The sequence below is a fragment of the Streptomyces sp. NPDC044704 genome (assembly GCF_056433525.1).
The window spans coordinates 506,022-529,273 of sequence record NZ_JBWKGY010000004.1; the positions used below are offsets into that span (position 1 = coordinate 506,022).

21 protein-coding genes and 1 tRNA gene are annotated in these 23,252 nt (G+C 74.3%); 12 read left to right on the top strand and 10 right to left on the bottom strand.

Translation table 11 applies throughout. The annotated features are described in order from the left end of the window. Nucleotides 1-966 (bottom strand): TAXI family TRAP transporter solute-binding subunit, encoded by a 966-nt coding sequence (locus AC07B0_RS13195; protein ID WP_469379616.1) that lies wholly within the window; start codon nt 964-966, stop codon nt 1-3. A 96-nt stretch (nt 967-1,062) separates the two neighbouring features. Here AC07B0_RS13195 and AC07B0_RS13200 point away from each other — a divergent pair, with 96 nt between their 5' ends. The 4 genes from AC07B0_RS13200 to AC07B0_RS13215 all read left to right on the top strand — a co-directional run bounded on the left by AC07B0_RS13200 (nt 1,063) and on the right by AC07B0_RS13215 (nt 3,895). Continuing rightward, nucleotides 1,063-1,803, top strand: coding sequence for a nucleotidyltransferase domain-containing protein (locus AC07B0_RS13200; protein WP_478864244.1), 741 nt, complete (start codon nt 1,063-1,065; stop codon nt 1,801-1,803). A 304-nt stretch (nt 1,804-2,107) separates the two neighbouring features. After that, nucleotides 2,108-2,737: a thiol:disulfide interchange protein DsbA/DsbL gene (locus AC07B0_RS13205; RefSeq protein ID WP_478898052.1), complete on the top strand. Its 630-nt coding sequence runs from the start codon at nt 2,108-2,110 to the stop codon at nt 2,735-2,737. Nucleotides 2,738-3,011: 274 nt separating this feature from the next. Beyond that, nucleotides 3,012-3,659: a TNT domain-containing protein gene (locus AC07B0_RS13210; RefSeq protein WP_356873259.1), complete on the top strand. Its 648-nt coding sequence runs from the start codon at nt 3,012-3,014 to the stop codon at nt 3,657-3,659. Continuing rightward, nucleotides 3,656-3,895: a hypothetical protein gene (locus tag AC07B0_RS13215; protein ID WP_356873163.1), complete on the top strand. Its 240-nt coding sequence runs from the start codon at nt 3,656-3,658 to the stop codon at nt 3,893-3,895. The genes AC07B0_RS13210 and AC07B0_RS13215 overlap by 4 nt, the downstream gene beginning before the upstream one ends. A 14-nt stretch (nt 3,896-3,909) precedes the next feature. Here AC07B0_RS13215 and AC07B0_RS13220 read toward each other — a convergent pair whose 3' ends face one another. Next, nucleotides 3,910-4,467: a hypothetical protein gene (locus tag AC07B0_RS13220; protein WP_356873165.1), complete on the bottom strand. Its 558-nt coding sequence runs from the start codon at nt 4,465-4,467 to the stop codon at nt 3,910-3,912. A 351-nt stretch (nt 4,468-4,818) separates the two neighbouring features. Here AC07B0_RS13220 and AC07B0_RS13225 point away from each other — a divergent pair, with 351 nt between their 5' ends. From AC07B0_RS13225 to AC07B0_RS13240, 4 genes are all read left to right on the top strand, one after another. Next, complete coding sequence (locus tag AC07B0_RS13225; protein WP_356873167.1) at nt 4,819-6,171, top strand: cytochrome P450 family protein; 1,353 nt, start codon at nt 4,819-4,821, stop codon at nt 6,169-6,171. 27 nt (nt 6,172-6,198) lie between these two features. After that, nucleotides 6,199-7,263 (top strand): amidohydrolase family protein, encoded by a 1,065-nt coding sequence (locus AC07B0_RS13230; protein ID WP_478898054.1) that lies wholly within the window; start codon nt 6,199-6,201, stop codon nt 7,261-7,263. A 43-nt stretch (nt 7,264-7,306) separates the two neighbouring features. Next, nucleotides 7,307-7,864, top strand: a complete 558-nt coding sequence (locus AC07B0_RS13235; RefSeq protein ID WP_478898056.1) for a YceI family protein — start codon at nt 7,307-7,309, stop codon at nt 7,862-7,864. Nucleotides 7,865-8,033: 169 nt separating this feature from the next. Then, nucleotides 8,034-10,118, top strand: a complete 2,085-nt coding sequence (locus tag AC07B0_RS13240; RefSeq protein ID WP_356873173.1) for a SpoIIE family protein phosphatase — start codon at nt 8,034-8,036, stop codon at nt 10,116-10,118. 4 nt (nt 10,119-10,122) lie between these two features. Here the strand turns inward: AC07B0_RS13240 and AC07B0_RS13245 are convergent, their stop codons facing one another. Next, nucleotides 10,123-11,085 (bottom strand): class I SAM-dependent methyltransferase, encoded by a 963-nt coding sequence (locus AC07B0_RS13245; protein ID WP_478898058.1) that lies wholly within the window; start codon nt 11,083-11,085, stop codon nt 10,123-10,125. Between the two features lie 78 nt (nt 11,086-11,163). Between AC07B0_RS13245 and AC07B0_RS13250 the strand changes: the two genes are divergently transcribed. Then, nucleotides 11,164-11,751 carry a helix-turn-helix domain-containing protein gene (locus tag AC07B0_RS13250; RefSeq protein WP_356873177.1) on the top strand — a complete coding sequence of 196 codons (588 nt, stop codon included), beginning with the start codon at nt 11,164-11,166 and terminating at the stop codon, nt 11,749-11,751. A gap of 15 nt (nt 11,752-11,766) precedes the next feature. On the opposite strand, the gene AC07B0_RS13255 is transcribed toward AC07B0_RS13250, so the two are convergent. Further along, complete coding sequence (locus tag AC07B0_RS13255) at nt 11,767-12,867, bottom strand: alpha/beta hydrolase (RefSeq protein ID WP_469379605.1); 1,101 nt, start codon at nt 12,865-12,867, stop codon at nt 11,767-11,769. Between the two features lie 234 nt (nt 12,868-13,101). Between AC07B0_RS13255 and AC07B0_RS13260 the strand changes: the two genes are divergently transcribed. Continuing rightward, nucleotides 13,102-14,301 carry a serine hydrolase domain-containing protein gene (locus AC07B0_RS13260; RefSeq protein WP_478898061.1) on the top strand — a complete coding sequence of 400 codons (1,200 nt, stop codon included), beginning with the start codon at nt 13,102-13,104 and terminating at the stop codon, nt 14,299-14,301. A 55-nt stretch (nt 14,302-14,356) separates the two neighbouring features. Here AC07B0_RS13260 and AC07B0_RS13265 read toward each other — a convergent pair whose 3' ends face one another. The 3 genes from AC07B0_RS13265 to AC07B0_RS13275 form a co-directional block, all read right to left on the bottom strand. After that, nucleotides 14,357-15,565 carry a cytochrome P450 family protein gene (locus AC07B0_RS13265; RefSeq protein ID WP_478898063.1) on the bottom strand — a complete coding sequence of 403 codons (1,209 nt, stop codon included), beginning with the start codon at nt 15,563-15,565 and terminating at the stop codon, nt 14,357-14,359. Between the two features lie 102 nt (nt 15,566-15,667). Next, nucleotides 15,668-17,017: a hypothetical protein gene (locus tag AC07B0_RS13270; protein ID WP_478898065.1), complete on the bottom strand. Its 1,350-nt coding sequence runs from the start codon at nt 17,015-17,017 to the stop codon at nt 15,668-15,670. A gap of 49 nt (nt 17,018-17,066) precedes the next feature. Next, nucleotides 17,067-17,798, bottom strand: a complete 732-nt coding sequence (locus AC07B0_RS13275) for a TetR/AcrR family transcriptional regulator C-terminal domain-containing protein (protein WP_356873187.1) — start codon at nt 17,796-17,798, stop codon at nt 17,067-17,069. A gap of 99 nt (nt 17,799-17,897) precedes the next feature. Here AC07B0_RS13275 and AC07B0_RS13280 point away from each other — a divergent pair, with 99 nt between their 5' ends. Both AC07B0_RS13280 and AC07B0_RS13285 read left to right on the top strand, forming a co-directional pair. Next, the gene (locus tag AC07B0_RS13280) at nt 17,898-19,649 is read left to right on the top strand and encodes a CocE/NonD family hydrolase (RefSeq protein ID WP_478898067.1); all 1,752 of its coding nucleotides are present in this window, start codon (nt 17,898-17,900) and stop codon (nt 19,647-19,649) included. Further along, nucleotides 19,627-19,700 (top strand) — tRNA-Met (locus AC07B0_RS13285). The genes AC07B0_RS13280 and AC07B0_RS13285 overlap by 23 nt, the downstream gene beginning before the upstream one ends. Before the next feature lie 253 nt (nt 19,701-19,953). On the opposite strand, the gene AC07B0_RS13290 is transcribed toward AC07B0_RS13285, so the two are convergent. The 3 genes from AC07B0_RS13290 to AC07B0_RS13300 all read right to left on the bottom strand — a co-directional run bounded on the left by AC07B0_RS13290 (nt 19,954) and on the right by AC07B0_RS13300 (nt 23,045). After that, nucleotides 19,954-20,778, bottom strand: coding sequence for a polysaccharide deacetylase family protein (locus AC07B0_RS13290; protein ID WP_478898069.1), 825 nt, complete (start codon nt 20,776-20,778; stop codon nt 19,954-19,956). A gap of 113 nt (nt 20,779-20,891) precedes the next feature. Further along, nucleotides 20,892-21,476 carry a hypothetical protein gene (locus AC07B0_RS13295; protein WP_469379598.1) on the bottom strand — a complete coding sequence of 195 codons (585 nt, stop codon included), beginning with the start codon at nt 21,474-21,476 and terminating at the stop codon, nt 20,892-20,894. 60 nt (nt 21,477-21,536) lie between these two features. Beyond that, nucleotides 21,537-23,045: an alpha/beta hydrolase gene (locus AC07B0_RS13300; protein WP_478898071.1), complete on the bottom strand. Its 1,509-nt coding sequence runs from the start codon at nt 23,043-23,045 to the stop codon at nt 21,537-21,539. Nucleotides 23,046-23,252: the final 207 nt, after the last annotated feature.

Below are 23,252 nucleotides of genomic sequence, written 5' to 3' on the forward strand. Positions count from 1 at the left end.
TCAGCCGTACACCTCCCGGTAGTGCGCGACCGCGCCGGGGTGGAGGGGGACCGCGCCGGTCGAGATGGCGAAGCGGGGCTCCAGCCGGGCCCCGGCGGTCACCTCCCGCAGCAGGTCGCGCCACCGGTCGAAGACCACCCGGAGCAGGTCGCGCACCGCGCCGTCCGGTACGCCCCGGCGGGCCAGGAGGTAGTTGCCGACGCCTATGGTCGCCACCGGTGCGGTCAGCCCGTACACCCCGGCCGGGAGCGTGACCGCCGTGTAGACGGGGCCGTACCGCTCGCGCAGCGCGCTCACGTGGCCGTCGAGCGGCAGGAACCGTACGGGGCGCTCCCCGGTCAGCTCGGCCAGGGCGGGGGTGGGGACGCCCCCGGACCAGAACAGCGCGTCGACCGCGCCCTCGCGCAGCGCCGACACCGACTCGGCGAGGCCCAGTTCCCGCTCCCGCGCGGCGGCGCCGCCGTCGACTCCGGCGGCCCGCAGCACGCGGCCCGCCACCACCCGCACCCCCGACCCGGCCGCGCCGGCCGCGACGGGGCGTCCCGCGAGCTGCTCCACCGCGCGGACGGGCCCGTCGCGCGGGACGAGGAGGTGGGTGTAGTTCACGTAGATCCGGGCCAGGGCCGTCACCGGGGCGGGCCGTGCGAACGGTTCCCGCCCCAGGACCGCGTCCTCGGCCGCGTCGGCCATGGCCAGGGCCAGGTCGACGGATCCGTCCTCCAGCTGCCGCAGGTTGTCCACGCTGGCGGCGGTGGCGACCGGCACGATCTCCAGGCCGCGGCCGCTCGCGGCGACGGCCCGGGCCAGGGCCCGGCCGAACGCGTTGTACGGGCCGCCCTCCGGGCCGGTGGCGAGCCGCAGCCGCCGCACCGGTCCGGAGCCGGCCGAGCACCCGGTCAGCGCGGCCGCGACCGCCCCGAACCCGGCTCCCATCACCCGTCGGCGGCTGGGCTCTGCTCTGGTCACGCCGCAAGCGTAGGGGCTGCCCGGCCGGGTCCGGTACGGGCCCCGGCTGCCGAAAACCCGTCGCTGCCGGGCCCGCTTCCCGTGATCATGGCGGGTATGCGCAACGAACCCGTCGAGCAGGCACGCCGCATCGCCCGTGACCGCTTCCCCGACGCCCTCTCCGTGATCCTGGCCGGGTCCACGGCCTCCGGGCGGGCCACGGCGAGCAGCGATCTGGACATCGCGGTACTCGTCGCGGACGGGGCCGGGACGGCCCGGGAGACGGTCCGCTCCGAAGGGCGCGTCGTGGAACTGTTCGTGCACACCCGCACGGGTCTCGCCGAGCTCTTCGCCGCGGACCGCGCCTCGCGTCGCGCGGTCCTCCAGCACATGTACGCCTCGGGTCTGGTGCTGGCCGATCCGCGGGGCGACGCCGTCCGGGCCCGCGCCCTGGCCGAGGCGGACCTGCGGCAGGGTCCGCCCGCGCTGGACCCGCAGACCGTGGAGACCCGGCGGTACTCGCTGACGGACGCGCTGGACGACCTCGCCGACGCCCGGGACCGCTTCGAGGGGCTGGCCGTGGCCGGGTACGTGCTGGGCGCCGCGGCCGAGCTGCTCTGCGACCACCACCGGGCGTGGACGGGCGGCGGCAAGTGGCTGCCGCGGCGTCTCCTGGAGGCGGACGCGTCCCGCGGGGGCGCGCTGCTCGACGGGCACCTGCGGATGTGCGAGTCGGGCGACCCGGCGCCGCTGGCGGCCGCGGCGTCGGAGGTCCTCGCCCTGACCGGCGGGCCCCTGCGCGAGGGCTACTACCGGACCTGGCGGGGCGTCGCCGGACCGCTCGCGCCCGGACGGTGACGTCCGCCCCGGGCCCCGGGGCCCGATGCGGCGCCCTCGTCGGCGGCAGGACCCCCGCCAAGGGGGGACGGCCTACGACGAATCCGCACAACCTCCACCGGCCCGTGGTCGGTTTCCGGCCCCGGGGTGGCCGGGATCATCGTTCCGTGACCGCTTGCCGGACACGTACGTTCCGTCGTGTGCGCTCCCGGCACGGGTACGGAACCAGCCCGCGGGGCGTGTGTTCCCGAGGACCGGCGGGACGCGCGACACCGACGTCGCGCGGGCCCGGGGTCCGGCACAGACAAGACGGAGGAGCCGCCCCATGGCTGTCGAAGGCCAGGACTACACCCGCGTGAACGGCTCCGCTCCGTCCGGCACGGGAACCGGACCGGTCACGGTGGAGGCCTTCTTCTGGTACTCCGACTCGCACTCCTTCGAGCTCCAGCCGGTCCTGGACGCGTGGCGGAGCGGCCAGGGCGAGCGGGTCGCGCTCCGGTGGCTCCCCGCCGACTTCGACCGCAAGCCGGGGAGCCGCCAGAACTTCAAGCCGCAGCAGCGGCTGCACTTCGCGCTGGAGGCCCTGGGGGCCGTCGGCTTCCACGAGCGGGCCTTCAGTGCGATCCACCGGGGCCGCACGTACCTCAACACCGATGGGGCGATCCTCGCCTGGGCCGCCGAACAGGGCCTGGACCCGGCCGCCTTCGCCGCTGCCTTCGCCTCGCCCGAGGTGGACGCCGGGGCCCGGCGGGCCGACGCCCTGCTCCAGGCGTACGGCATCCAGGGGGTGCCGGCCCTGGTGGTCGACGGGCGGTTCCTGACCGGGCCGGGGCTCGTCCGGGAGACCTCGCCCGGCTTCCCGGGGACGCTGGCCGTCCTCGACGGGCTGGTGGCCGAGGTGCTGTCCGGGCGGGCGGCGGGGGCTCACCCGGTCGGGCGCCGCGCGGGGTTCTGAACTGGCCGTTCGGCGGCGGCGTACCTCCCGGGCCACCGGCCGGGCCGGGCGTCCCGGGCAGGCGGACGCGCCGGGCAGGCCGTGCGGCGGCACGTGCCCGGACCGGCGGTGCGGGTGCGTACGGCCCGCGACACGGGTGGCCGGTTCACGCCGGACCTCGGTCACCCTCCGCCGGTGATTCATTACTGTGTGCGGCGACCGCCAGCCCGCACCGAAGGAGTCCCGCGTGGAGCGCAGCCGTACCGACCTGAGGATCCGTGCCGTCCTCGCCGCGATGGGCGTCACCGCCGCCCTCGCGACCGCCCCCGCCGCCCAGGCGGCCCCGGCCGAGCCCGCCGGCCCGGCGGCCGTCTCCGCCGCGGCGGCCCCGTGCACCGGCGAGTTCAAGGGCGACAAGCGGCTCGGCCCCAAGCGCCTGCCGCACAAGTGGCAGCCGCCGGTCGGTCCGCTGCTGTCCCACTACCACCGCACGGGGCGGCTCTCCTCCTCCGAGTTCCTCAAGAAGTACTGGGAGGGCCCGGCCGACACCGGCGGCTGGAAGTACCCGCCGAACGACGGCTTCGCCGAGGTCAACGGCAACGTCGACAAGGCCCCCGAGCTGCTGCTGGAGGGGGAGGTCCTGGACCGCTTCGGCTCCGAGTTCGGCTCGTACCTCGCCCCGGCCGGGGACGCGTACGCCAAGCGGGCACTGCCCCCGCAGAACCTCAACACCCGCGAGGCGGAGTTCCCCTGCGACTACCACGTCTACCGGGTCACCAAGCGGTTCGTCGTCTGGGAGGGCTCCATCGCCCCCTGGTTCGAGCAGCCGGGCGGGGGACGGCAGATCAAGCTGGACCCGGCGTTCCTCGACCCGGGCGCGGGACAGCGGCTGAACGTCAAGTGGCTGCTCGACCAGGGCTACCTGGTCCGGGTCGCCCCGTGAGCGACCGGCGGGCACTCGGCCGGGCGCTCGCGGAGGCCGGGGTGCCCGCCGGGCACTACTGGATCGAGGGCGTGCACGAACCCGCTCCCACCCCGCCCGACTTCGCGTACCTGCGCGCGCGGCCGGGCGGGGGCTGGGAGACCGGGGTGTACGAGCGGGGTGCGTACGAGCCCGTCGCCGAGCACGCCACGGAGGCCGGGGCCTGCGCCCACCTGCGCGGCCTGCTCGGTGTCTGAGCCGGTCCGCCGGGTCAGGCGGCGGGCTTGGGGCGGGTGGTGCCGGGCAGGCAGGTGACCGCCCGGTTGAAGGTCTCGAACGCGCCGGCCGGGTTCTTCTTCCACAGCCACAGGTGCAGGGCGTAGTGCACCGGCTGGCCGGGGAAGTTCCCGCGCTGCGGTCCCTTGAAGGGGATGCCGAACATCGTGGGACGGTCGTCGGCCGTCGCCGTGTCCTGGTCCCGGTCGTACACGACCCACTGGACCCCGGTGAGGCGCTTGCCCCCGCGCCCGTCGTCCTCGTAGAAGAGGGCGGCGGGCTTCGCCGGGTCGACGGAGTTGTCGTAGCCGTGGTTGAAGTGCGGGTAGCCGAGCGCTCCGGCTCCCGCCCGCTCCACGCAGTACTTGTCCGGTACGTAGCCGGCCTTCACCGCGGCGGCGTGCAGCTGGAACGGCGCGGTCGCCCGGTAGACCGCCGCGCGGTCGGCGGCGGCCTTGGCGGTGTCCACGCCGGTCGCGGCGGGGGCGGCGACGGCCGCCAGGGTGGCGAGCGAGGCGGCCGCGGCGAGGGTGAAGGTCAGGGTTCGGGCCATGGGGGGCTCCTGGGGGGCGTCGTCCGGGGGAAGCCGGCCGGGCGGGGGCCGTGACGGCACGGCGCGGGCCCCGTCGCGGCGGGCCGGCCGCACCAGCAGCCCTTCCCCGCTCCGGGCCGCCGCCACCGGGTCCGTTCGGACGGCTGACGGCCGGTCGGCGGACGCTCCGGGTGCCTCCGTACCCCCCGGGCCGGCCCTGCCACCGCCGCCGGCCGGGGCGGGCCCGGGTCGTTGCGGCCCCGCGCACGCGGGCGTCCGGCTCACTCGAACGAGCCACGGCCCGTTTCACGGTCCGGCGCCGCAGGGAACCCGTGAGTCGCCGGACGCGAACACCACGGAGGGTACGCACACATGGCGCAGGAGAATGCGGCACCGAACGGCGGCGAAGCGCTGCGGGACATCGTGTCGTCCGTGTCCAGGGGCGCGCCGGAGTTCCGGACGTGCCCGCACCCCGTCTACGCGGCCCTGCGCGAGCAGGACCCCGTGTGCCGGCTGACGCCCGCGCACGGGGTCGACACGTACCTGATCACCCGGTACGACGACGCCCGCGACGCGCTGTCCGACCCCCGCTTCAGCAAGAACATGCGCGGCGCGCTCGACACCTACCACGCCGTGTACGGCAGCTTCTTCGACGCCCTCGACGACAACGTCCTCAACTCGGACCCGCCCCGGCACACGCGGCTGCGCCGCACCCTGCGCAGCGCCTTCACCCCGCGGCGGGTGGAGGGGATGCGGCCCAGGATCACCGAGATCGCGGAGGGCCTCCTGCGGGACTGCCCGAAGACCGAGCCGGTCGACCTGATGTCGGCGTTCGCGTTCCCCTTCCCCATCACGGTCCTGTGCGAGCTGATGGGCATCCCGGAGGAGGACCGCCCGGAGATCCTCGGACAGTTCTCGGTGGTGACGCGGGCCCGGTTCGACCCCCGGATGAAGGCGGAGCTGAGGGCGGCCGAGGAATGGCTGCAGGCCCGGCTGAACCGGCTCATCGCGTACACGCGCGCCCACCCCTCGGACTGTTTCCTCAGTGACCTCATCCGGTCGGAAGAGGGCCTGGACGACGCGGAACTGGTCTCCTCCCTGTGGGTGCTGTTCTTCGCCGGACACAAGACCACCGCCTTCCAGATCGGGAACTCCGTCCTCGACCTGCTGCTCCGCCCCGACCAGCTGGAGAAGCTCCGGCTGGACCCCTCGCTGATCCCGCGGGCGGTGGAGGAACTCGTACGCTTCGAGGGTTCGGTGGAGACCTCCACCTTCCGGTACGCGGCCGAGGACGCGGAGGTCCGGGGCACGGTCGTCCCGAAGGGCGCGCTCGTGCAGATCGCCATCTCCTCGGCGAACCGGGACCCCGGCCAGTTCGACTCCCCCGACGTGCTGGACGTGACGCGCGAGGGCATCCAGAGCACGCACCTGGGCTTCGGGCACGGCACGCACTACTGCCTCGGGGCGCCGCTGGCCCGGCTCGAACTCGACATCGCGCTCTCCTGTCTGCTGCGGGAGTTCCCGGAGATGGAACTGGCCGACCCGCGGGAGAGCCAGGGGGCCTGGCTGAAGGGCCCGGTGGCGGCGTTCCGCGGCCTGGAGCGCCTCCTGCTCACCCTGGAGCCGGTGCTCCCCCGCACGGACCTCGCCCCGGAGCCCTCGCCCCGGGCCGTCGCGTCGCCGGCCGGGCCGGCCTCCGCGGCCCCCGTCGGCCCCGGTAACTGACCAGCCCCCTACGGACGGTGAACTGGCATGCCTGAATCTCCGAGCACCACCGGTCTGGGACTCCTGGGTACGGAGCCGGACGCACTCCGCGGCCTCGCCGACGCGGCCGCGGCGCCGGCCGCGGGCGCGGCCCACTCGGCCCGGTCGAAGATCGACATGCACCACCACTACTGCGCGCCCGAGTGGCGCGAGTGGGCCGTGCGGCACGAACTGATCGACCCGAAGCGGCTGCCGCCGTGGACCCGGCTCGACATCGAGGCCGCGATCGCCTTCATGGACCGCGCGGGCATCGTGACGGCCGTCCTCAAGCCCATGCTGCCGGCCCGCTACCACTCGTCGGCGCAACTGCGCGAGGCCGTCAACATCACGCTCCAGTCGATGATCGAGGTGGCGACCTCCCATCCCGGACGGTTCTCCTTCTACGTCCCCCTCTTCCTCGACGACCCCGACGCGTCCTCCTGGGCCATCCGGCGGGGACTCGGGCAGCTCGGCGCCGTCGGCGTGAACGTGACGGCCAACTACGGGGGCGTCTACCTCGGGGACCCGTCCTACGACGGCGTGTTCGCCGAGCTGAACGAGTTCTCCGCGGTGGTCGACACCCACCCGCACAACCTGCCCGACGGCCCGCCCGGACCCTCCACGGTCCCCGGCATCCCCAACTTCATGTGCGACTTCCTGCTGGACACCACCAGGGCGGCCGTCAACATGATCAGCAAGCGGACGCTGGACCGGTTCCCGGACATCTCGGTGATCCTGCCGCACGCCGGCGGCTTCCTGCCGTACATCGCGACGCGCCTCCAGGCCCTCGGACGGTTCTGCGATCCGCCGGTGGAACCGGCCGCAGTCCGCGACTACCTGGGGCGTTTCCACTACGACACCGCGGGACCCATGGCGAGCGCGGCGACCCTCCTCGCGCACGTGCCCGCCGAGCGGATCCTCTTCGGCACCGACTGGCCGGCCGCCCCCGGCGACACGGTCACGGAGCTGGCGTTCCCCGCCCTCGACTCCGATCCGGCCTTCACTCCGGAGCAGCTCCAGGGGATCTACCACGACAACGCGCTGCGGCTGATCCCGCAGCTCGCCACCGTCTGAAGCCCGGCCCGCACCCCGCCCCCGATCCCCACGGAGCAGGTTCATGACCACCTCCACCCCGCTCGCCACGCTGACGGGCGACTACACGATCGACCCGGCCCACACCCGGATCGGATTCGTCGCCCGGCACGCCATGGTCACCAAGGTGCGCGGCTCCTTCGACGAGTTCGAGGGCTCCGCCCACCTCGACGGGGCCGACCCCTCCAAGTCCTCGGTGTCCGTCACCGTCAAGACCGCGAGCGTCGACACCCGCAACGAGCAGCGGGACGGCCACCTGCGCACCAACGACTTCCTGGACGCGCCCGCCTATCCGGACATCACCTTCGTGTCCACCGCGGTCAGGCAGCTCGACGAGGCCACCTTCCGCGTGACGGGGGACCTCACCATCAAGGACGTCACCCGGTCGGTCGACATCGACTTCGAGTTCCAGGGCAGTGTCACGGACCCGCAGGGCAACCTGCGCGTCGGCCTGGAGGGCGCCGTACCGATCAGCCGCAAGGACTACGGCATCACCTGGAACGCCGCGCTGGAGGGCGGCGGCGTCCTCGTCGGCGACAAGGTGGTGCTGGAGTTCGAGGTGGCCGCCGTCCGCACTCCCTGACCTGCGGTCCGGAGCGCCCCCGGCGGCCGGGGGGCGCTCCCGGGCCGGGAGGGCGACGATGGGGAGTGTGGACGGGACGGGGCCGGCGGGCCGGGCCGTGCGCGAGCGCGCGCCCTGAAGGGGGTCGGTGCGACACGGGGCTGAGGCTGCCCAAGAGGGCGGGTACGGAATGTACGACGAGCCACTGGCGGATCTGATCAGCCACGCCGCGCAGGACGCGGGCGGGTGGCTCGGCGCCCTGCCGGTGGCCCTGCTCGCCACCAGCGGCGACGGGACGATCGTGCGCTGGAACCAGGGGGCGCAGCACCTGCTGGGGTACGCCCCGCCGCAGGTGCTGGGGCGGCACATCGCCGACCTGCTGCATCCGGGCGCGGACCGCAGCCTGGGCCGTTCCCTGTGGGAGACGGCCGCGGGCGGGCACGGGGTGATGGGGACGGTCACCGCGTGGCACCGCGACGGTCATCCGCTGGAGCTGGAGATCTGGGCCTGTCCCGTGCCCGACCGGCGCGACGGGGCCTCGGCGGTGCTCGTGTTCGCGGCCGACGCGCACGCCGCCCGTCGCATCCGGGGCTCGTCGGCGGTGTGGGACGGGCTGTTCGCCCGCTCGCCGGTCGGCATCGGCGTCCTCGACACCCAGCTGCGGTTCCTCCAGGTCAACCCGGCCCTGGAGGCGATGAACGGGCTGGCGGAGTCCGCCCACGTGGGCCGGCGCCTGGCCGAGGTGCTGCCGGAGGTGAACGCGGGCGAGATGGAGGAGGCGATGCGCCGGGTCCTGGCGACGGGCGAGCCCGTACTGGACCGGCGCCGCACGGGGCGCACCCCGGCCGACCCGGAGCACGACCGCGTATGGTCGTGCTCGTACGTGCGCGTGGAGGATCCCGGTGGCCGGCCGATCGGGGTGATCGCCTCGCTCCTGGACATCACCGAGCAGCAGCGCGACCACATGGAGGCCGAGGCGGGGCGTCGCCGGCTCGCGCTGCTCAGCGAGGCCAGCGCCCGCATCGGGGCGAGCCTGGACCTGGAGCGCACCAGCCAGGAGCTGGCCGACCTGGCGGTCCCGCACCTGGCCGACGCGGTCACCGTCGACGTCCTGGACGTACTGGCACGGGGCGACGAGCCGGGCATGGGCCTGGCCGGCGGCGTCGCCCTGCGGCGTCTGGGCAAGGCACCGCTGACCAGCTCGGCGGTGACGGACGTCCTGGCCCCGCTCGGCAGGACCCTCACCTTCCCGGCGGCGGCCCCGTACACCCAGGCCCTCGGGGCGCGGCAGCCGTTCCTGGTGGCCCGCTTCGACGAGCAGGCGATCGCCCCGGCGGCCCGCCACTCGCCCAAGCCGGAGCAGCTGTTCAAGGCTGGCGTGCACTCCTTCATGATGGTTCCGCTGACGGCGAGGGACGTGGTCCTGGGCGTCGCCACCTTCTACCGCACCCGGCCGGTCGGGCCGTTCGGCTCCGACGACGTCACCCTGGCCGGGGAACTCGCCGCGCGCACCGCCATCAGCATCGACAACGCGCGCCTGTACCGCCACGAGCACGAGACGGCGGTGGTCCTCCAGCGGAGCATGCTCCCGCAGCACGTCTCCCCGCCGGTGGGCATCGAGACGGCGCACCGCTACCTGGCGGCCAGCGACGTCAACGAGGTCGGCGGGGACTGGTACGACGTCCTCCCGCTGAGCGGCGGCAGGGCCGCCCTCCTCATCGGGGACGTCATGGGGCACGGCATCGCGGCCGCGGCGGTCATGGGGCGGCTGTCGGCCACGGTCCGCGCGCTGGCCCGGCTCGACATGCCGCCGACGGCGCTGCTGCACCAGCTGGAGGCGACCCTCGCGGACCTGGCCGAGCCGATGCTGGCCACCTTCCTGTACCTGGTCTGCGATCCGGCCACCGGCCGCTGCACCGTGACCCGGGCCGGGCACCCGCCGCCCGCGGTGGCGGAGCCCGACGGCACGGTCTACCTGGTCGACACCCCGCCCGGTGTCCCCCTGGGTGTCGGCGGCGTCGGCTTCACCACCACCGACTTCACCGTGCCGCCGGGCAGTCTCCTCGTGCTCTACACCGACGGCCTGGTCGAGGCCCGCAACCACGACATCGACGAGCGGCTGGGCGAGCTCACGCGGCTGCTCACCGAGCCGGAGCAGCCGCTGGACCACCTGTGCGACACGCTCATCACACACCTGGTCCCGGCATCCGCGGACGACGACATCGCCCTCCTCGCCGCCCGCATCGGCACGGTCCGGCGGTCGACGCCGGGCTGAGGGGTCAGCGGGCGGGGCGTACTCCGGTGAACACGGTGGCGGCGGACAGGAGGAAGGCGTCGGGGCGGCGCAGGATGCCCTCCGCGGACTCGGGGTCGACCAGGGCGTCGAGGGTCTTGCGGTCCTCGGCGTCCAGGTACTCGTCGTCGGTGTTGCCCCTCAGCCGGGTCAGGTGGCCGTGGAGGAAGGCGCGGGCGGGTTCGCCGAGGGGGGCCGGCAGGTCGAGGAGGTCGGTGAAGGCGCCCACGGGGCCGAGGCCGGCGCGGCCGAGCATCGCGGGCCAGTCCTCCGTCACGGAGGTGCTGCCGGGGAGTTCCGCCCGCATGGCCGCGAACCAGTGTTCCAGGGTGGCGTCGAGGCGGGCCTGGAGGCCCGGGGCGCCGATGCCGATGTCGCGGGGCAGGAAGCGCATCGGCAGACCGGCCTCCGCGACGGCGAGCACGCCGCCGGGCCGCAGCAGGGCGGCGAGTCCGTCGAGTGCCGCCTGCTGGTCGCCGAGGTGGTGGACGGCCTTGCTGCTCCAGATCAGGTCGGCGGCTCCGAGCCCGGCGAGGCCCTCGGGCAGCTCCGCGTGCGAGGTGGTGATCCGGCCGTGGAGGCCGAGTCGTTCGGCGCGGGCCAGGGTGTGGTCGAGGAGTGCCGGGGTGCCGTCCACGGCGACGACCTCGGCCTGCGGGAAGGCCTCGGCGAGGACGCAGGTCATCACGCCGGGCCCGCTGCCGATGTCGAGGACGCGCCGGACCGGGGTCCGCGGGCCGAGCAGTTCCCCGAGGCGGGCGGCGGTGCGGCGCAGGAGGGGCAGCTGGAGCTCGCCGTTGGTCTCCAGCTGGGCGGTCATGGCCGCCCAGTCGATGTCGGTGCCGTGGTCGTGGCCGTGCACGTGGCCGGGGCCGGAGCCGTGGCCGGGGGCCTGTCCGTGACCGTGTCCGTGCTGGTGGCCGTTTCCGGAAGCGCTGTGTGGGCTCATGCACGGCAGCGTGCACCCGGCCGGATCCCGGCGGCAAATATTGTTGCCGTTTCCGGGACGGCGGAGTGGAATGCCCTCATGGACACACCAGATCCCCACCGCAAGGTCCTCGACGAGGTCGCCCCCCGGCTGCGACGGCTGCGCACCCAGCGCGGTCTCACCCTGGCCGCGCTGTCCGAGGAGACCGGCATCTCCAAGAGCACCCTGTCCCGGCTGGAGTCCGGGCAGCGCCGCCCCAGTCTGGAGTTGCTGCTGCCGCTCGCCGCCGCCTACCACGTGCCGCTGGACGACCTGGTCGGCGCCCCGGAGGTGGGTGACCCCCGGGTGCGCCTGACGCCGCGCACGATGCCGAACGGCGGGACGGTCGTTCCGCTGACCCGGACCCCGGGCCCCCTCCAGGCGTACAAGATGCTCATCCTGGACCGGGGCAGCGAGCCGGATCTGCGGACGCACGAGGGCTACGAGTGGCTGTACGTGCTGGACGGGCGGCTGCGGCTCGTCCTCGCCGAGCACGATCTGGTCCTCGGCCCCGGTGAGGCAGCGGAGTTCGACACCCGGCTCCCCCACTGGTTCAGCAGCGCCGACGGGCGGCCGGTGGAGGTGCTCAGCCTCTTCGGGCGGCAGGGGGAGCGCATGCACGTCCGCGCGAAACCGAGCGGCGCCTGAGGCCGGGCCCCGGCCTCACCCGGCCGTGAGCCGGGCACCCATCCACTCCAGGGCCGGCGGGATCTCCCGGTTCCAGGTGTTGAAGCTGTGGCCGCCGCGGTCGAGGGTGATCGACGAGACCCGGGAGGGGGCCTTGACCTTGCGGATGAACTCCTGGGTGGCCTGGTAGTTCGGCTCCCCCTTCAGCGAGGTGGTCACCAGCAGCGACACCTTCCCCTGGGGCCGGTGGTCCAGGTGCCACATCAGGTCGGACCGCTGTTCCTCGGCCTTGTTCCCGCGGAAGAGGTCACCGGAGTAGGCGTCGATCTCCGGCTTGTAGTCCGCGGACAGGCCCACCCCGACCGCGTACGTCTCCGGGTGCTGCACCGTCATCTTCAGCGCGCAGTAGCCGCCGGTCGAGTCTCCGATGATCCCCCAGCTCGCGGCCGTGCCGCCCACCCGGTAGAAGCTGGAGATGGCCTTGGGGACGTCCGTCCCGAAGAAGGTCTCGCTCTTCGCCCCGCCGCCGGCCACGTCGACGCACTGGGTGTTCTCGGGGACGACGGTGGGCCGCATCATCACGAGGATCATCGGCTGCATCTTCTTCTGTTTGACCTTCGTCCACGCCGTCCTCGGGAAGCGCAGGCCCTTCAGCAGGTTCTCCGCCGTTCCGGGGTAGCCCGTGAGGACGACGGCCGCGGGGAACTTCCGCTGTTCGCCGCCCTTCTGGAAGTACTCGGGCGGCAGGTACACGTACGCCTGGGAGGCGATCCCGGAGCGTTCGCCGTGCACGGTGACCTTCTCGATCAGGCCCGCGTTCGCCGGGTTGCCCGCGCCGGGCACGTCCGGCGCCTGCCGTTTCAGGACCTCCACGGCGACGCCGCCGGGTCCGGCCGCCTGGCCCTTCTGCCCGGAGGTCAGGTCGCTCCACGAACCGTAGATCAGGAGGCTGCGGTTGACCCCGAGGCCGACCGAGGAGAACAGGAACACCTGCACCACCAGCAGGAGCCCGATCCGCCCCAGCACCCGTCCCCGGCTCCCGCCCGCCAGCCGTGGCCACGCCCACACCGTGGCGGCGAACAGGAACAGCGTGCCCAGCACGAAGCTCACCAGGAGAGCACTACTCGTCAGACCCATGGAACCGAGGAACCTTCTGCGCCGTACCGGTCCGGACGCCCCGCCCGGACGCGCGGCCCACCGCCGCACACCAGGCTAGAGAGCCGTACGCGATCATCCGTTCCCACTTCACGCATATGGCCGATTCACGTCCGTGACACCCCTTCGGGTGGTGTGGCGGGCCGGGGTTCCGGCCGGGAGCGGGGCGTATCGTCGCGGACGAAAGCGGCATACCGGCTACGGGAGGCGGCGAGGGTGCAGCGACGCACGGGGCGACGGCGGGGGGCCCGCGCGGCCCTCGCCGCGGTGGTGGCACTGGCCGGCTGGGCCACGGCCTGCGCGCCGGGCACGCCCCGCGGCCCCGAGGCCCCGGGCCCCTCGGCGAGCGCGGGCAGTCCGGCCGCCCAGTCGTCCGGCACCCGGTTTCCGGCCGGGGTCGAGCGGCAGTTGAAGGAAGCCGTCGACGACGCCCGGCGCGCCCACGACGTGCCCGGCATCCGGGTGGACGTGAACGTGCCGGGACACGGGGCCTGGGAGTACGCGGTGGGCGCCGCCGACCTCCGGACGGGGAGGCCCATCACCGCCGAGGACAAGGTCCGCATCGCGAGCGTCACCAAGACCTTCACCGCCACCGCCGTCCTCCAGCTCGTACGCGCCGGAAAGCTGCGCCTCGACGACCCGCTGAGCCGGTACGTCAGCTGGCCGAACGGCGACGCCATCACGATCCGGCAGCTGCTGAACATGACGGCGGGGATCTACAGCTACACCGAGGATCCGGCCTGGCTGAAGCGGTACACGGAGCATCCCGACGCCCCGTTCCGCACGCGGGACGCGCTCGACATCGCCCGCCGGCACGCCCCGTACTTCGCTCCGGGCAAGGGCTTCCACTACTCGGACACGCACTACGTCCTGCTCGGCGACATCGTCGAGAAGGCGGGCGGGAAACCGCTCGCGACGTGGGTGCGCGAGGAGATCGCCAAACCACTGGGGCTGGCCGCCACCGGCTTGCCGACGGACTCCGCCGTCCCGGAGCCCGCCGCCCGGGGGTACCGGGCGGGCCCGGGCGGGGCGATGACCGACGCCACGCGTTCCGACCCGGCCTACTCGGCGGGCGCCGGCGCGATGCTCTCGAACATCGCGGACCTGCGCTTCTGGGCCCGTGAACTGGCGACCGGGACGGGCCTGCTGACCCCCGGACTCCAGCGGGAGCGGCTGCGGCTCGTACCGGTCGCGGCGGAGCCGGAGCAGGTGGGGTACGGGCTGGGCATCGCGTCGTTCAACGGGTGGCTCGGACACAACGGGACGATCATCGGCTACAACACGGCGATGTTCCACGACCCGCGGTCCCACTCCACGGTGGTGGTGGAGATGAACCGCTCCTTCGCCACGCTCGACGAGGACCACGCCACCGAACTCTTCCTGCGGATCGCGCGGATCGTCACCCCGAAGACCTGAGACCGTCCCGTCCGGCGCGGGACGGCCCCGGGAAGGGCCGGTTCCGAGCCGCCGGTCACCAGCGCACGGGCAGCTGCCGTACGCCCCTGATCAGCATTCCGGGCAGCCAGGCGAGCTCCGCCTCGTCGGCGCCGGCGGCGAGCCGGGGGAAGCGCTCCAGCAGCGAGCGCAGCGCGATGCGGCCCTCCATCCGGGCCAGCGGGGCGCCCAGACAGTGGTGGAGGCCGTGCCCGAAGGCGATGTGGCCACGGGCGTCGCGGCGGATGTCGAACCGGTCCGGGTCGGCGAAGCGCGCCGGGTCGCGGTCGGCGTCGGCCATGGCGATGAGGACGGCGGAATTGGCCGGGATCACCACCCCGCCCATCTCCACGTCCTCCAGGGCGAGCCGCTCCGTGCAGGTCTCGACCGGGCCGTCGTAGCGCAGCATCTCCTCGATCGCGCCGTCGAGCAGATCGAAGTCGGCGCGCAGGTCGGCGAGCTGGTCGGGGTGGGCGAACAGGGCCCGCATGCCGTTGCCGATCATGTTGACCGTGGTCTCGTGCCCGGCGATGAGGAGCAGGAGGCTCATGCCGACCAGCTCTTCCGGCGAGAGGCGGTCGCCGCCGTCGTCGACGGCGTGGATCAGGGCACTGAGCAGGTCGTCGCCGGGGGCGGCGCGCTTGGCGCCGATGAGCTCGCCCAGGTACCGCGGCATCTCCTCGTACGCGGCGGCTTCGGCCTCGGGGCTGGTACGGGCGACCATTTCGCTGGACCACGCGCGGAACGCCGCGCGGTCCAGTTCGGGCACGCCCAGCAGCTCGCAGATGACGGTCATCGGCAGCGGGAAGGCGAAGGCGTCCACCAGGTCGGCCGTGCGGTGCTCGTTCTGCTCCATGGCGTCGAGGAGTTCGTCGGCGATCTGCTGGATGCGCGGCGCCAGGCCCTCGATGCGCCGGGTGGTGAACTCCCGTGCCACCAGGCGGCGCAGCCGGGTGTGGTCCGGCGGGTCGGCCATCAGCATGTGGGCGAGCCCGGGCTGGTCCTGGCCGGTGTTGATGATCTGGCTGATGTTGCCGGACCGCCGCCAGTCCCGGCTCAGGCGCGGGTCGGTGAAGGCCGTGCGGCAGGCCTCGTGTCCGACGATCAGCCACATGTCCCCGCGGTCGGGGGTCCACACGTGGTGGACGGGCCCCTGTTCACGCAGCCGCGCGTAGACCGGGTAGGGGTCGCGTACGAAGTCGGGACTGAGTTCCAGTAGGTCGACGACGGTGGGCTGAGCTGCCATTCCGTTCCCCCTGAATCGAATGCGTGGCGATAGCTGCGCGACGGCGCACCTCTCCCACGGTAGTCGCGGCGTCACACCGCCGGATGATCACCCCATTTTCCTTCATCTCGCCGTGACCTGCGAGGACTTCGGTCCGGTGGGGGTCGCGCCGGGCTCAAGTCCGGCTGGGGTGCGGCTGGTCGGGCGGCGCAGCAGCTCCATCCGCTGCTGGACGAGGCGCAGGTGCGCGGGATCCGGGGACGGCAACGAGCGCAGGAGGCCGATGAGTTCGGGGCCGGCTTCGGCGGCCCCGGCCGGATCCTCCAGCCGGGTCCAGCAGTACAGGGCGCCGGCCGCGGCGGCCCGGACCCCGGGTGCGTCCGCGGGCCCCCGGGCGAGGCGGGTGCGGCCCGCGGTGGTCCACAGCCGGGTCGCGAGCCGGAAGTCGTCGGCCATCCGGGCGAGGTCGGCACGGATCTCCAGCCATGCGAGCGCCTCGTCGGAGGTGAACCCGTGGGTCTGGAGGACGTGTTGCTCCCAGGCCTGGGCGAGGGTGGCGGCCTCCGGGTGCCGGCCCGAGGTGGCCAGGGCGTGGATGTGCGGCCGCGGGTCCCGGTCCGGTACGGGCGGCCGCGCGGGCGGTGCCGGCTCGCCGGCCGGTGCGGGGGCCGGCCGGGCCGTGGGGGCCGGTACGGGTACGGGCGTCGGGGCGGGGTGCGGGCCGCGTACCGGTTCCGGGTGACGGGCGGGCCGAGCCGGGCCGGGGGCGCCGACGGTGGTGTGCCCGGGCGGGGCCGGGGCGGCGAGCTCCCGGGCGGTCGGCAGGACGAGGGAGCCCGGCGGCAGCGCGGCGGCCCCCACGGCGAGGGCGTGCAGCCGGAGGTTGTCCGGCCGGACGGGGCTGGTGTGGAGCTGGTCGATCCAGTGCCGCGTGTAGCGGCTCACCGTGTTGCCGCCGCCGGCGAAGCCGGGCGGGGAGACCACGCCGTACATCTCGGCCGCGGGGGACGCGGGCAGGCTGCCGTACTCCTGGAGCAGCGACCAGGCCGCCCTGTCCGCCCCGAGGTCGAGGAGGACGGTGGTCAGCCCGCGGGGGCGGCCGCGCAGTTCGGTGCCGAGCCAGTCCCAGGGCAGTGCGGTGTAGCGGACCGAGGTAGCGGTGGTCCCCGCCAGGGCGAGGTGGAGCCGGCAGCCGCGGCGGTCGGCGGTGAGCCGGCCGGACAGGTAGACGAACAGCGGCCCGGGGGTGGCGGCGGCCGTGCGCAGCCGCATGAGGGCGGTGTTCGGGTCCCGGACCCCGTCGAGGTAGGTGGTGTCGCTGGGCACCTCGCTGTTCAGCAGCCCGGCGACCGGGACCACCCCCAGCGCCGCCAGGTTCGCGCTCGGCGCCACCTGGACGGCCCGCCGGCGCACGGCGGCGTCGCCCGCTATGAAAAGTACGTGTCCCCGCTGCCGCGGACCCTCGATCTGCATGCACAGAAGGTACTCGTGACGCGGGCCGCGCGGAGCGGTCCGCATGCCCTCACGGTCCCGGCCGGTCGGTGTCGAGGCCGTCGACCAGGCGGTTGAGGAACCGCTCGAAGGTGGCTGCGGGGCTCGCGGGCCGGGCCGGGGAGCCCAGGACCTCCGCGAGTTCGGGGTGCCTGCCGTCGGCGGCGACGGCGGCGAGGTAGCGGACCTCCGCCGCCACCCGGTCGGGTGAGTTCGCGGCGGCCGCCTGCGCGATCTCGTGGGCGACGTACCCGGACACGAATCCGGTGAGCTGGGCGAAGACCTCCAGCTTCGCGGCGCCGTCCAGGCCGGTGGGGCGCAGCGCGGCGAGGGCGTGCTCCAGGAAGGCGAGGGCGTGGGGGCCGAGGGAGCGGCGGCCGTGCAGGGCGGCGGGGAGCCAGGGGTGGCGGAGCATCAGGGCGCGCTGGAGGTGGGCGATGGCCTTGAGGCCGCCGCGCCAGTCGCCTTCCGGTACCTGCGGGGCGGGGAGTTCGGCGTTGACGTGGTCGACCATCAGATCGACCAGGGTCTCCTTGTCCGGGGCGTAGCTGTACAGCGACATGACGCCCGCGCCCACCTCGGAGGCGAGCCGGCGCATGGTGACCGCGTCGATGCCTTCGGTGTCCGCCAGGGCGACGGCGGCCGCGGTGATGGCCTCTCGGCTGAAGGCGGGCCTGCGTCCCCTGCGGGGCTGATCGGGGGTCAGCCAGAGTTCGCGGGGATCGACGCGGCCGGCGTCGCCGGGCCCGGCCTCTGCAGTCACGGTCCTCGTGTTCCTTTCCCCTCGGGGGTGGCTCCTGTCGGATTCCATCCAAGCATCCTCTATTCTCGTACCGCGTACGAGAATGATGGAGGGGAAACGATGACGCCATCCGCGCACGACACACCGCCCGGGTCCGCCTGGACCCCGCCCGCCGGCCGGCCGCCGCTGTCGGCACGCCTGATGCGGTCCACCTGGCGCGGGCTCCCGCCCCGCCGCCACGCGGCCGGCCTGGAGCCCGGGCTGGTCGTCCCGGCCGCCGACGGCAGCCCGCTGGTCACCGACCACTACTTCCCGCGCGCGGAGGGCGAGTTCCCGACCCTCCTCGTCCGCTCGCCCTACGGCAGGGGCCTGCCGTGGGGGCCCCAGTACGGCATGCTCTTCGCCGAGCAGGGCTTCCACGTGATCCTGCAGAGCTGCCGGGGCACCGGCGGTTCCGGCGGCCTGTTCGACCTCTGGCGCAACGAGGCCGCGGACGGCCTGGCGACCGTGGCCTGGCTGCGGGAGCAGCCCTGGTTCGACGGCGTCCTCGGCACGGTCGGCCCCAGCTACCTGGGGTACGCGCAGTGGGCGCTGGCCCTGGAACCGCCCCCGGAGCTGAAGGCGATGGTCGTGCAGCTCGGCCTGCACGACCCCTGGGCCCTGTTCCACGCGGGCGGCGTCCTCCACCTGGAGAACGCCCTGCTCGTCGCCGCCGCCATGACCCACCAGCACCGGGGGGTGCCGTCCCTGGTGAAGGCCTCGGCGCGCGTGCGGCGCGTCCTGCGCGGCCCCACCGCCGCCGCCCCGCCGCAGGGCTCGTACGCGGCCGCCCTCGGCGGCGAACCGCCCTGGCTGGACGGGGTGATCGCGCACGGCGACCCCGAAGACCCGTACTGGCGGGGCGCGTCCACGGCGCGGGCCGCCGAGGGGCCGGGAGTGCCCACCGCCCTGATCACCGGATGGCACGACGTCCTGGCCGGCCAGACCTTCGAGCAGTACGCGCGCCTGCGGCGGGCCGGACGCGAGAGCTCCCTGCTCGTCGGGCCCTGGACCCACGCCTCCGCCCTGCGCCAGGGCTGGCCCGAGGTGTTCGCGGAGAGCCTCGCCTGGCTGCGCGCGCACCTGTGCTCCGACCCTTCGGGACTGCGCCCGACGCCCGTCCGGGTCCACGTCGGGGGCGAGGACGCCTGGCGCGACCTCGACGCATGGCCGCAGTCCCCGGAGACCACCTCCTGGTTCCCCGCGCCCGACGGCCACCTGATCCGGCAGGCCCCCGCCGGATCCGCCCCGCTGGCGTCCTTCCGCCACGATCCGGCCGACCCCACCCCGTCCGTCGGCGGCCCGCTGCTGTCGCTCGGCGCCGGGCCTCGTGACAACACCGCCCTGGAGGCCCGCGAGGACGTGCTGACCTTCACCGGCCCGCCGTTGACGGAGCCCGTGGAGATCGCGGGGCCGGTCCTCGCGCGTTTGAGCGTCTCCACCGACGGCGCACCGGGCGTGGTCTTCGCGCGGCTGTGTGACGTGGACCCCCGCGGGCGTTCCACCCACGTCTGCGACGGACCGGCCCCACTGCCGGCCGGCGGCCCCTCGCCCGCACGGATCACCGCCGCGATGGGCGCCACCGCGTACCGGTTCGCCACCGGCCACCGCATCCGCTGGCAGCTCAGTGCCGGCGCCCACCCGCGCTTCGCCCCCGAGCCGGGCGCGGGGGACGCGGCGGCCGGCGGGGGCCCGGCCGGCCCGGTCCGCGTCACCGTCCACTCGGACTCGGCCCTGCTGCTCCCCCACGGGCTTCCCGGCCCCGTGGTCGATGACACCCCGCGCGGTGCCGTAGGGTGGGGTTCACCGACGCGGGGTGGAGCAGCTCGGTAGCTCGCTGGGCTCATAACCCAGAGGTCGCAGGTTCAAATCCTGTCCCCGCTACTGCCCGGAAGGGGCTCGGATCCGTTCGGATCCGAGCCCCTTCCGCTTTTCCCCGCTTTTCCCCGCTTGGGGGTGTCCGAGTACGGTGCCCGCCTCGATGGAGGCGGCGACCAGGGTGACCGTGACGTAGGCCGTTCCGGAGCCCTGGACCAGGCTCGCGGGCCACGCGAAGGCCGCGCCGGCGGCGACGCCGCAGAGGGCCGTGAGCCTTCGTATGCGCAGGTCAGCCACGGATGGCGCAGGTAGAACTGGTTTATGAATTGAACCGGGTATATGGCGTAAACGCTCGGGCCGGGGTGGCGGGGACGAGGAGGTGGCGGAGATCGGTGATCTCGTAGTCCTCGGCCAGGGCGGCGTCGATGATGCGGGGCAGGGCTTCGGCATCGAGGACGATCCCGTCGCCGGTGCTGCCCACGTGCATCTGGAGGACGGCCCCGGGCTTGAAGGCGTCGACGGCCCGCCGGACCGCCTTGTCGACGCTCATGCCGCCCTGCGGGCCGAGGTAGCCGTTGGTGTCCTGGGTGTACTCGACGACCGCGTAGCCGAGGTCGTTGACGTCGGCCACGGAGTCCGCCGTGGTGGAGCTGTACGGGAAGCGGAAGAGGGGCAGGGGTTCGGTCCCGGCGGCCTCGCGGATCGCGGCGTCCGCGCGGCGCACCTCCCGGTGCCTCTCGGTGGTGGAGAGGTCCTTGAAGTACGGGTGGGTGTGGGAGTGGTTGCCCAGGCCGTGCGCGGCGGCCATGGCCCGTACCGCCCCGGGGTGTTGCTCGGCGAACTGCCCGGTCGGGAAGAAGGTGGCCGCCAGTTTCCGGCGCCGCAGTTCCGTGAGGACGGTGTCGAGGCCGCTCTCGTCCCAGGCCGCGTTGAAGGTGAGCGCCATGATCCGGCGGGTGGTGGGGATCCGGCGGATCACGGTTCCCATCCAGGCCTCCGGCGGGCGGGGGCCGGCCGCAGCCCGGGGCGCCCCGGGTGCGAAGGCGGCGGACGGGGCCGCCCGGCCGGTGCCCTGCCCCACGGCCGCCAGGGCCACCGCCCCGAGTCCCGCCATCACGGCCCGTCGTCGCGCGTCCACCGTCACTGCCGCCTCCCGCACCCTGCCGCCGTCACCTGCCGTCGGTCACGACTATGCGAGAGGGCGGGCCCGGCGTCCGGCAGCCCGTCCGGGCCGCCGGACGATTCCACCCGCTGGGCTCACCCGGCCGTCGTACGGCTCCGGGCCGCGATCACGGTGGACGCGGCGAGGAGGAGCGCGGCCCACACGGCGGCCGCCCACGGCGAGGCACCGCCCGCGGGTTCCGGGGACACCCGCCGCTGGGCGTCGTAGGCGACCTCGATCTCCTCCCCCCGCGCCGCGAGGGGCCGGTCGTCCTTGAGTGCGGAGGGGTATCCCCCGGGGCAGTCCAGGACGAGGCGGTAGACGGTCTTGGCGGGAGGAGCGCCCTCGCCGTAGGACCCCTGTACCTGACTGTGGACCTCGCGCACGACGCAGACGGCGGTCTCGGCGCGGCCCGCCGCCCGGTCGGCCGCCGTCACGGCCAGCAGCAGGCCCACCGCCATGAGCAGTGAGCCGAAGAGGCCGCCGCTGCCGCCGATCCGCACGGAGTACAGCGCGCAGGTCCCGGCGACCAGCACGGCGCCGCCGGCCACGGCCGCCGCGGTCGGCGGTGAGGCCGGGCCCGCGAAGTACCAGTGGGCCCAGCCGTACAGCGCCGCCGCCGCGACGACGGGCAGGGCCACGGCCGGCCGCCACCACCCCTGCGGTTCCCTCTCCCGCACGAACACCACCCCCGGCAGCGGGGACGCCGTCCGGCACCCGGCGGTTGCCGGCCCGGCGGCCTACCCGCCCTTCGCGTCCACCTTCTCGGCGGGGCAGACGGTATCGGCACCGTTGCCGCCGTTGCCGCCGTTGCCGCCCGGCAGCCGCCCCGTCTCCAGGAAGCGGTCGACGTGCTGCTTGACGCACTTCGAGTGGGTGTAGCCGGTGTGCCCGTGGCCCTCGTAGCCGACGACCACGGCCGAACCGAGGCGCCGGGCCGTCTCCTCGGTCCAGGGGTACGGGGTCGCGGGGTCGTTGCGGACACCGATCAGGAGCATCGGCGGCGCTCCGGGGTGGTCGACGTCGGCGACGGTCCGGTCGGCCGGGGGCCGGCCGTGGCAGAGTTCGATCTCCGAGAGCTCTCCGCGCCCGAAGATCGGGGACGCCTCCTGGAATTCCGGACGCAGGGCGTCGAGCTTCCGCTGGAGGGCCTCGGCGTCGCCCCCGGCGCCGCGGTCGGTGTAGTCGGAGCAGTTCACGAACGTCCACGCGGCGCCCTCGTTGTCCGACTCCGGCTCGGCCTGGTCCGCCAGGACCGTCAGGTCGCCCTTCCGCTCCAGCAGGCCCAGGCCGCGTGCGAGCTCCGGCCAGTCGTGCGTCGTGTACAGCTCGTTCTCGATGGCGAAGGCCAGCGACTGGCCGTTGAACTCCTTGCCGTCCTTGGTGGTCAGCGGGTCCGCGTCCAGCTCGGCGACCAGTCGCTCGGCCTTCTCCAATGCCTTCCGCGGATCCATGCCCGCGTAGACGCAGCCCGGCTGTTCGGTGCACCAGGCGACGAAGCCCTCGAAGGCGAGCTGTTGGCCCTTCACGACGTCCAGCGCCTGTTCGTCCAGGGGTTTGGAGAGCGTGTCGACTCCGTCGAGCACCATCCGGCCGACGTGCCGAGGGAACTGCGCGGCGTAGACGGCGCCGATCCGGGTGCCGTACGAGGCGCCCAGGTAGTTCAGCTTCGGATCGCCCAGCGCGGCGCGCAGGACGTCCATGTCGCGGGTGACGTCGACCGTGCCGACGTGCTCCAGGATCGGGCCGCTGCGGCGTTCGCAGGCGCGGTTCGCCGCCTCGATCGCGCCCCGCAGTTCGGAGGCGTCCATGTACTCGGTGCCGACGAGCGGGAGGGCGCCGCCGCAGCTGATGGGGGCGCTCTCGGCGATGCCCCGGGGGTCGAAGCCGACGATGTCGTAGGACCGGGCGAGGTCCCGCCAGCGGTCGGTGCGCTTGGCCGTGGTTCCGGCGCCGCCGACGCCGGGGCCGCCGTAGTTGAGCACCAGCGAGCCCAGCCGGTGCGGCCCGGTGGCCGGGATCCGGGACAGGGCGAGCTCGATGGTGCCCCGGGAGGGGTGCGCGTAGTCGAGGGGAACCGTGAGCTTCCCGCACCGCATGGGGGCGGGGTAGGAAGCCGGGCACGGACCCCAGGCGATCTTCTGCCGGTAGAACTCCGCGAGCCGGGGGTCGTCCGCGGCCGGTGGGCCGGTGGCGCCGAGGGTCAGGGCGGTCAGGGCCGCGGCGCAGAGCAGGGTCGCGCATCGCATGGCACGCTCCGAGGGATGTGCCCCTCTCCCACCATAGGCGGAGGCGACAGGGGCGGCGCGCCCTGGAGGGAGTTCCTCCACGGCCGTGCGCGCCACCGCTGCCGCAGCGTTCCGCTCGCGGTGCCTACGCGGTCGGGGAAAGGACCGTGTTCTCCAGTCCGGCGGAACCCGGTCGGGGCGCCTCGTCGTCGGGGGCCTTCGCGGGGG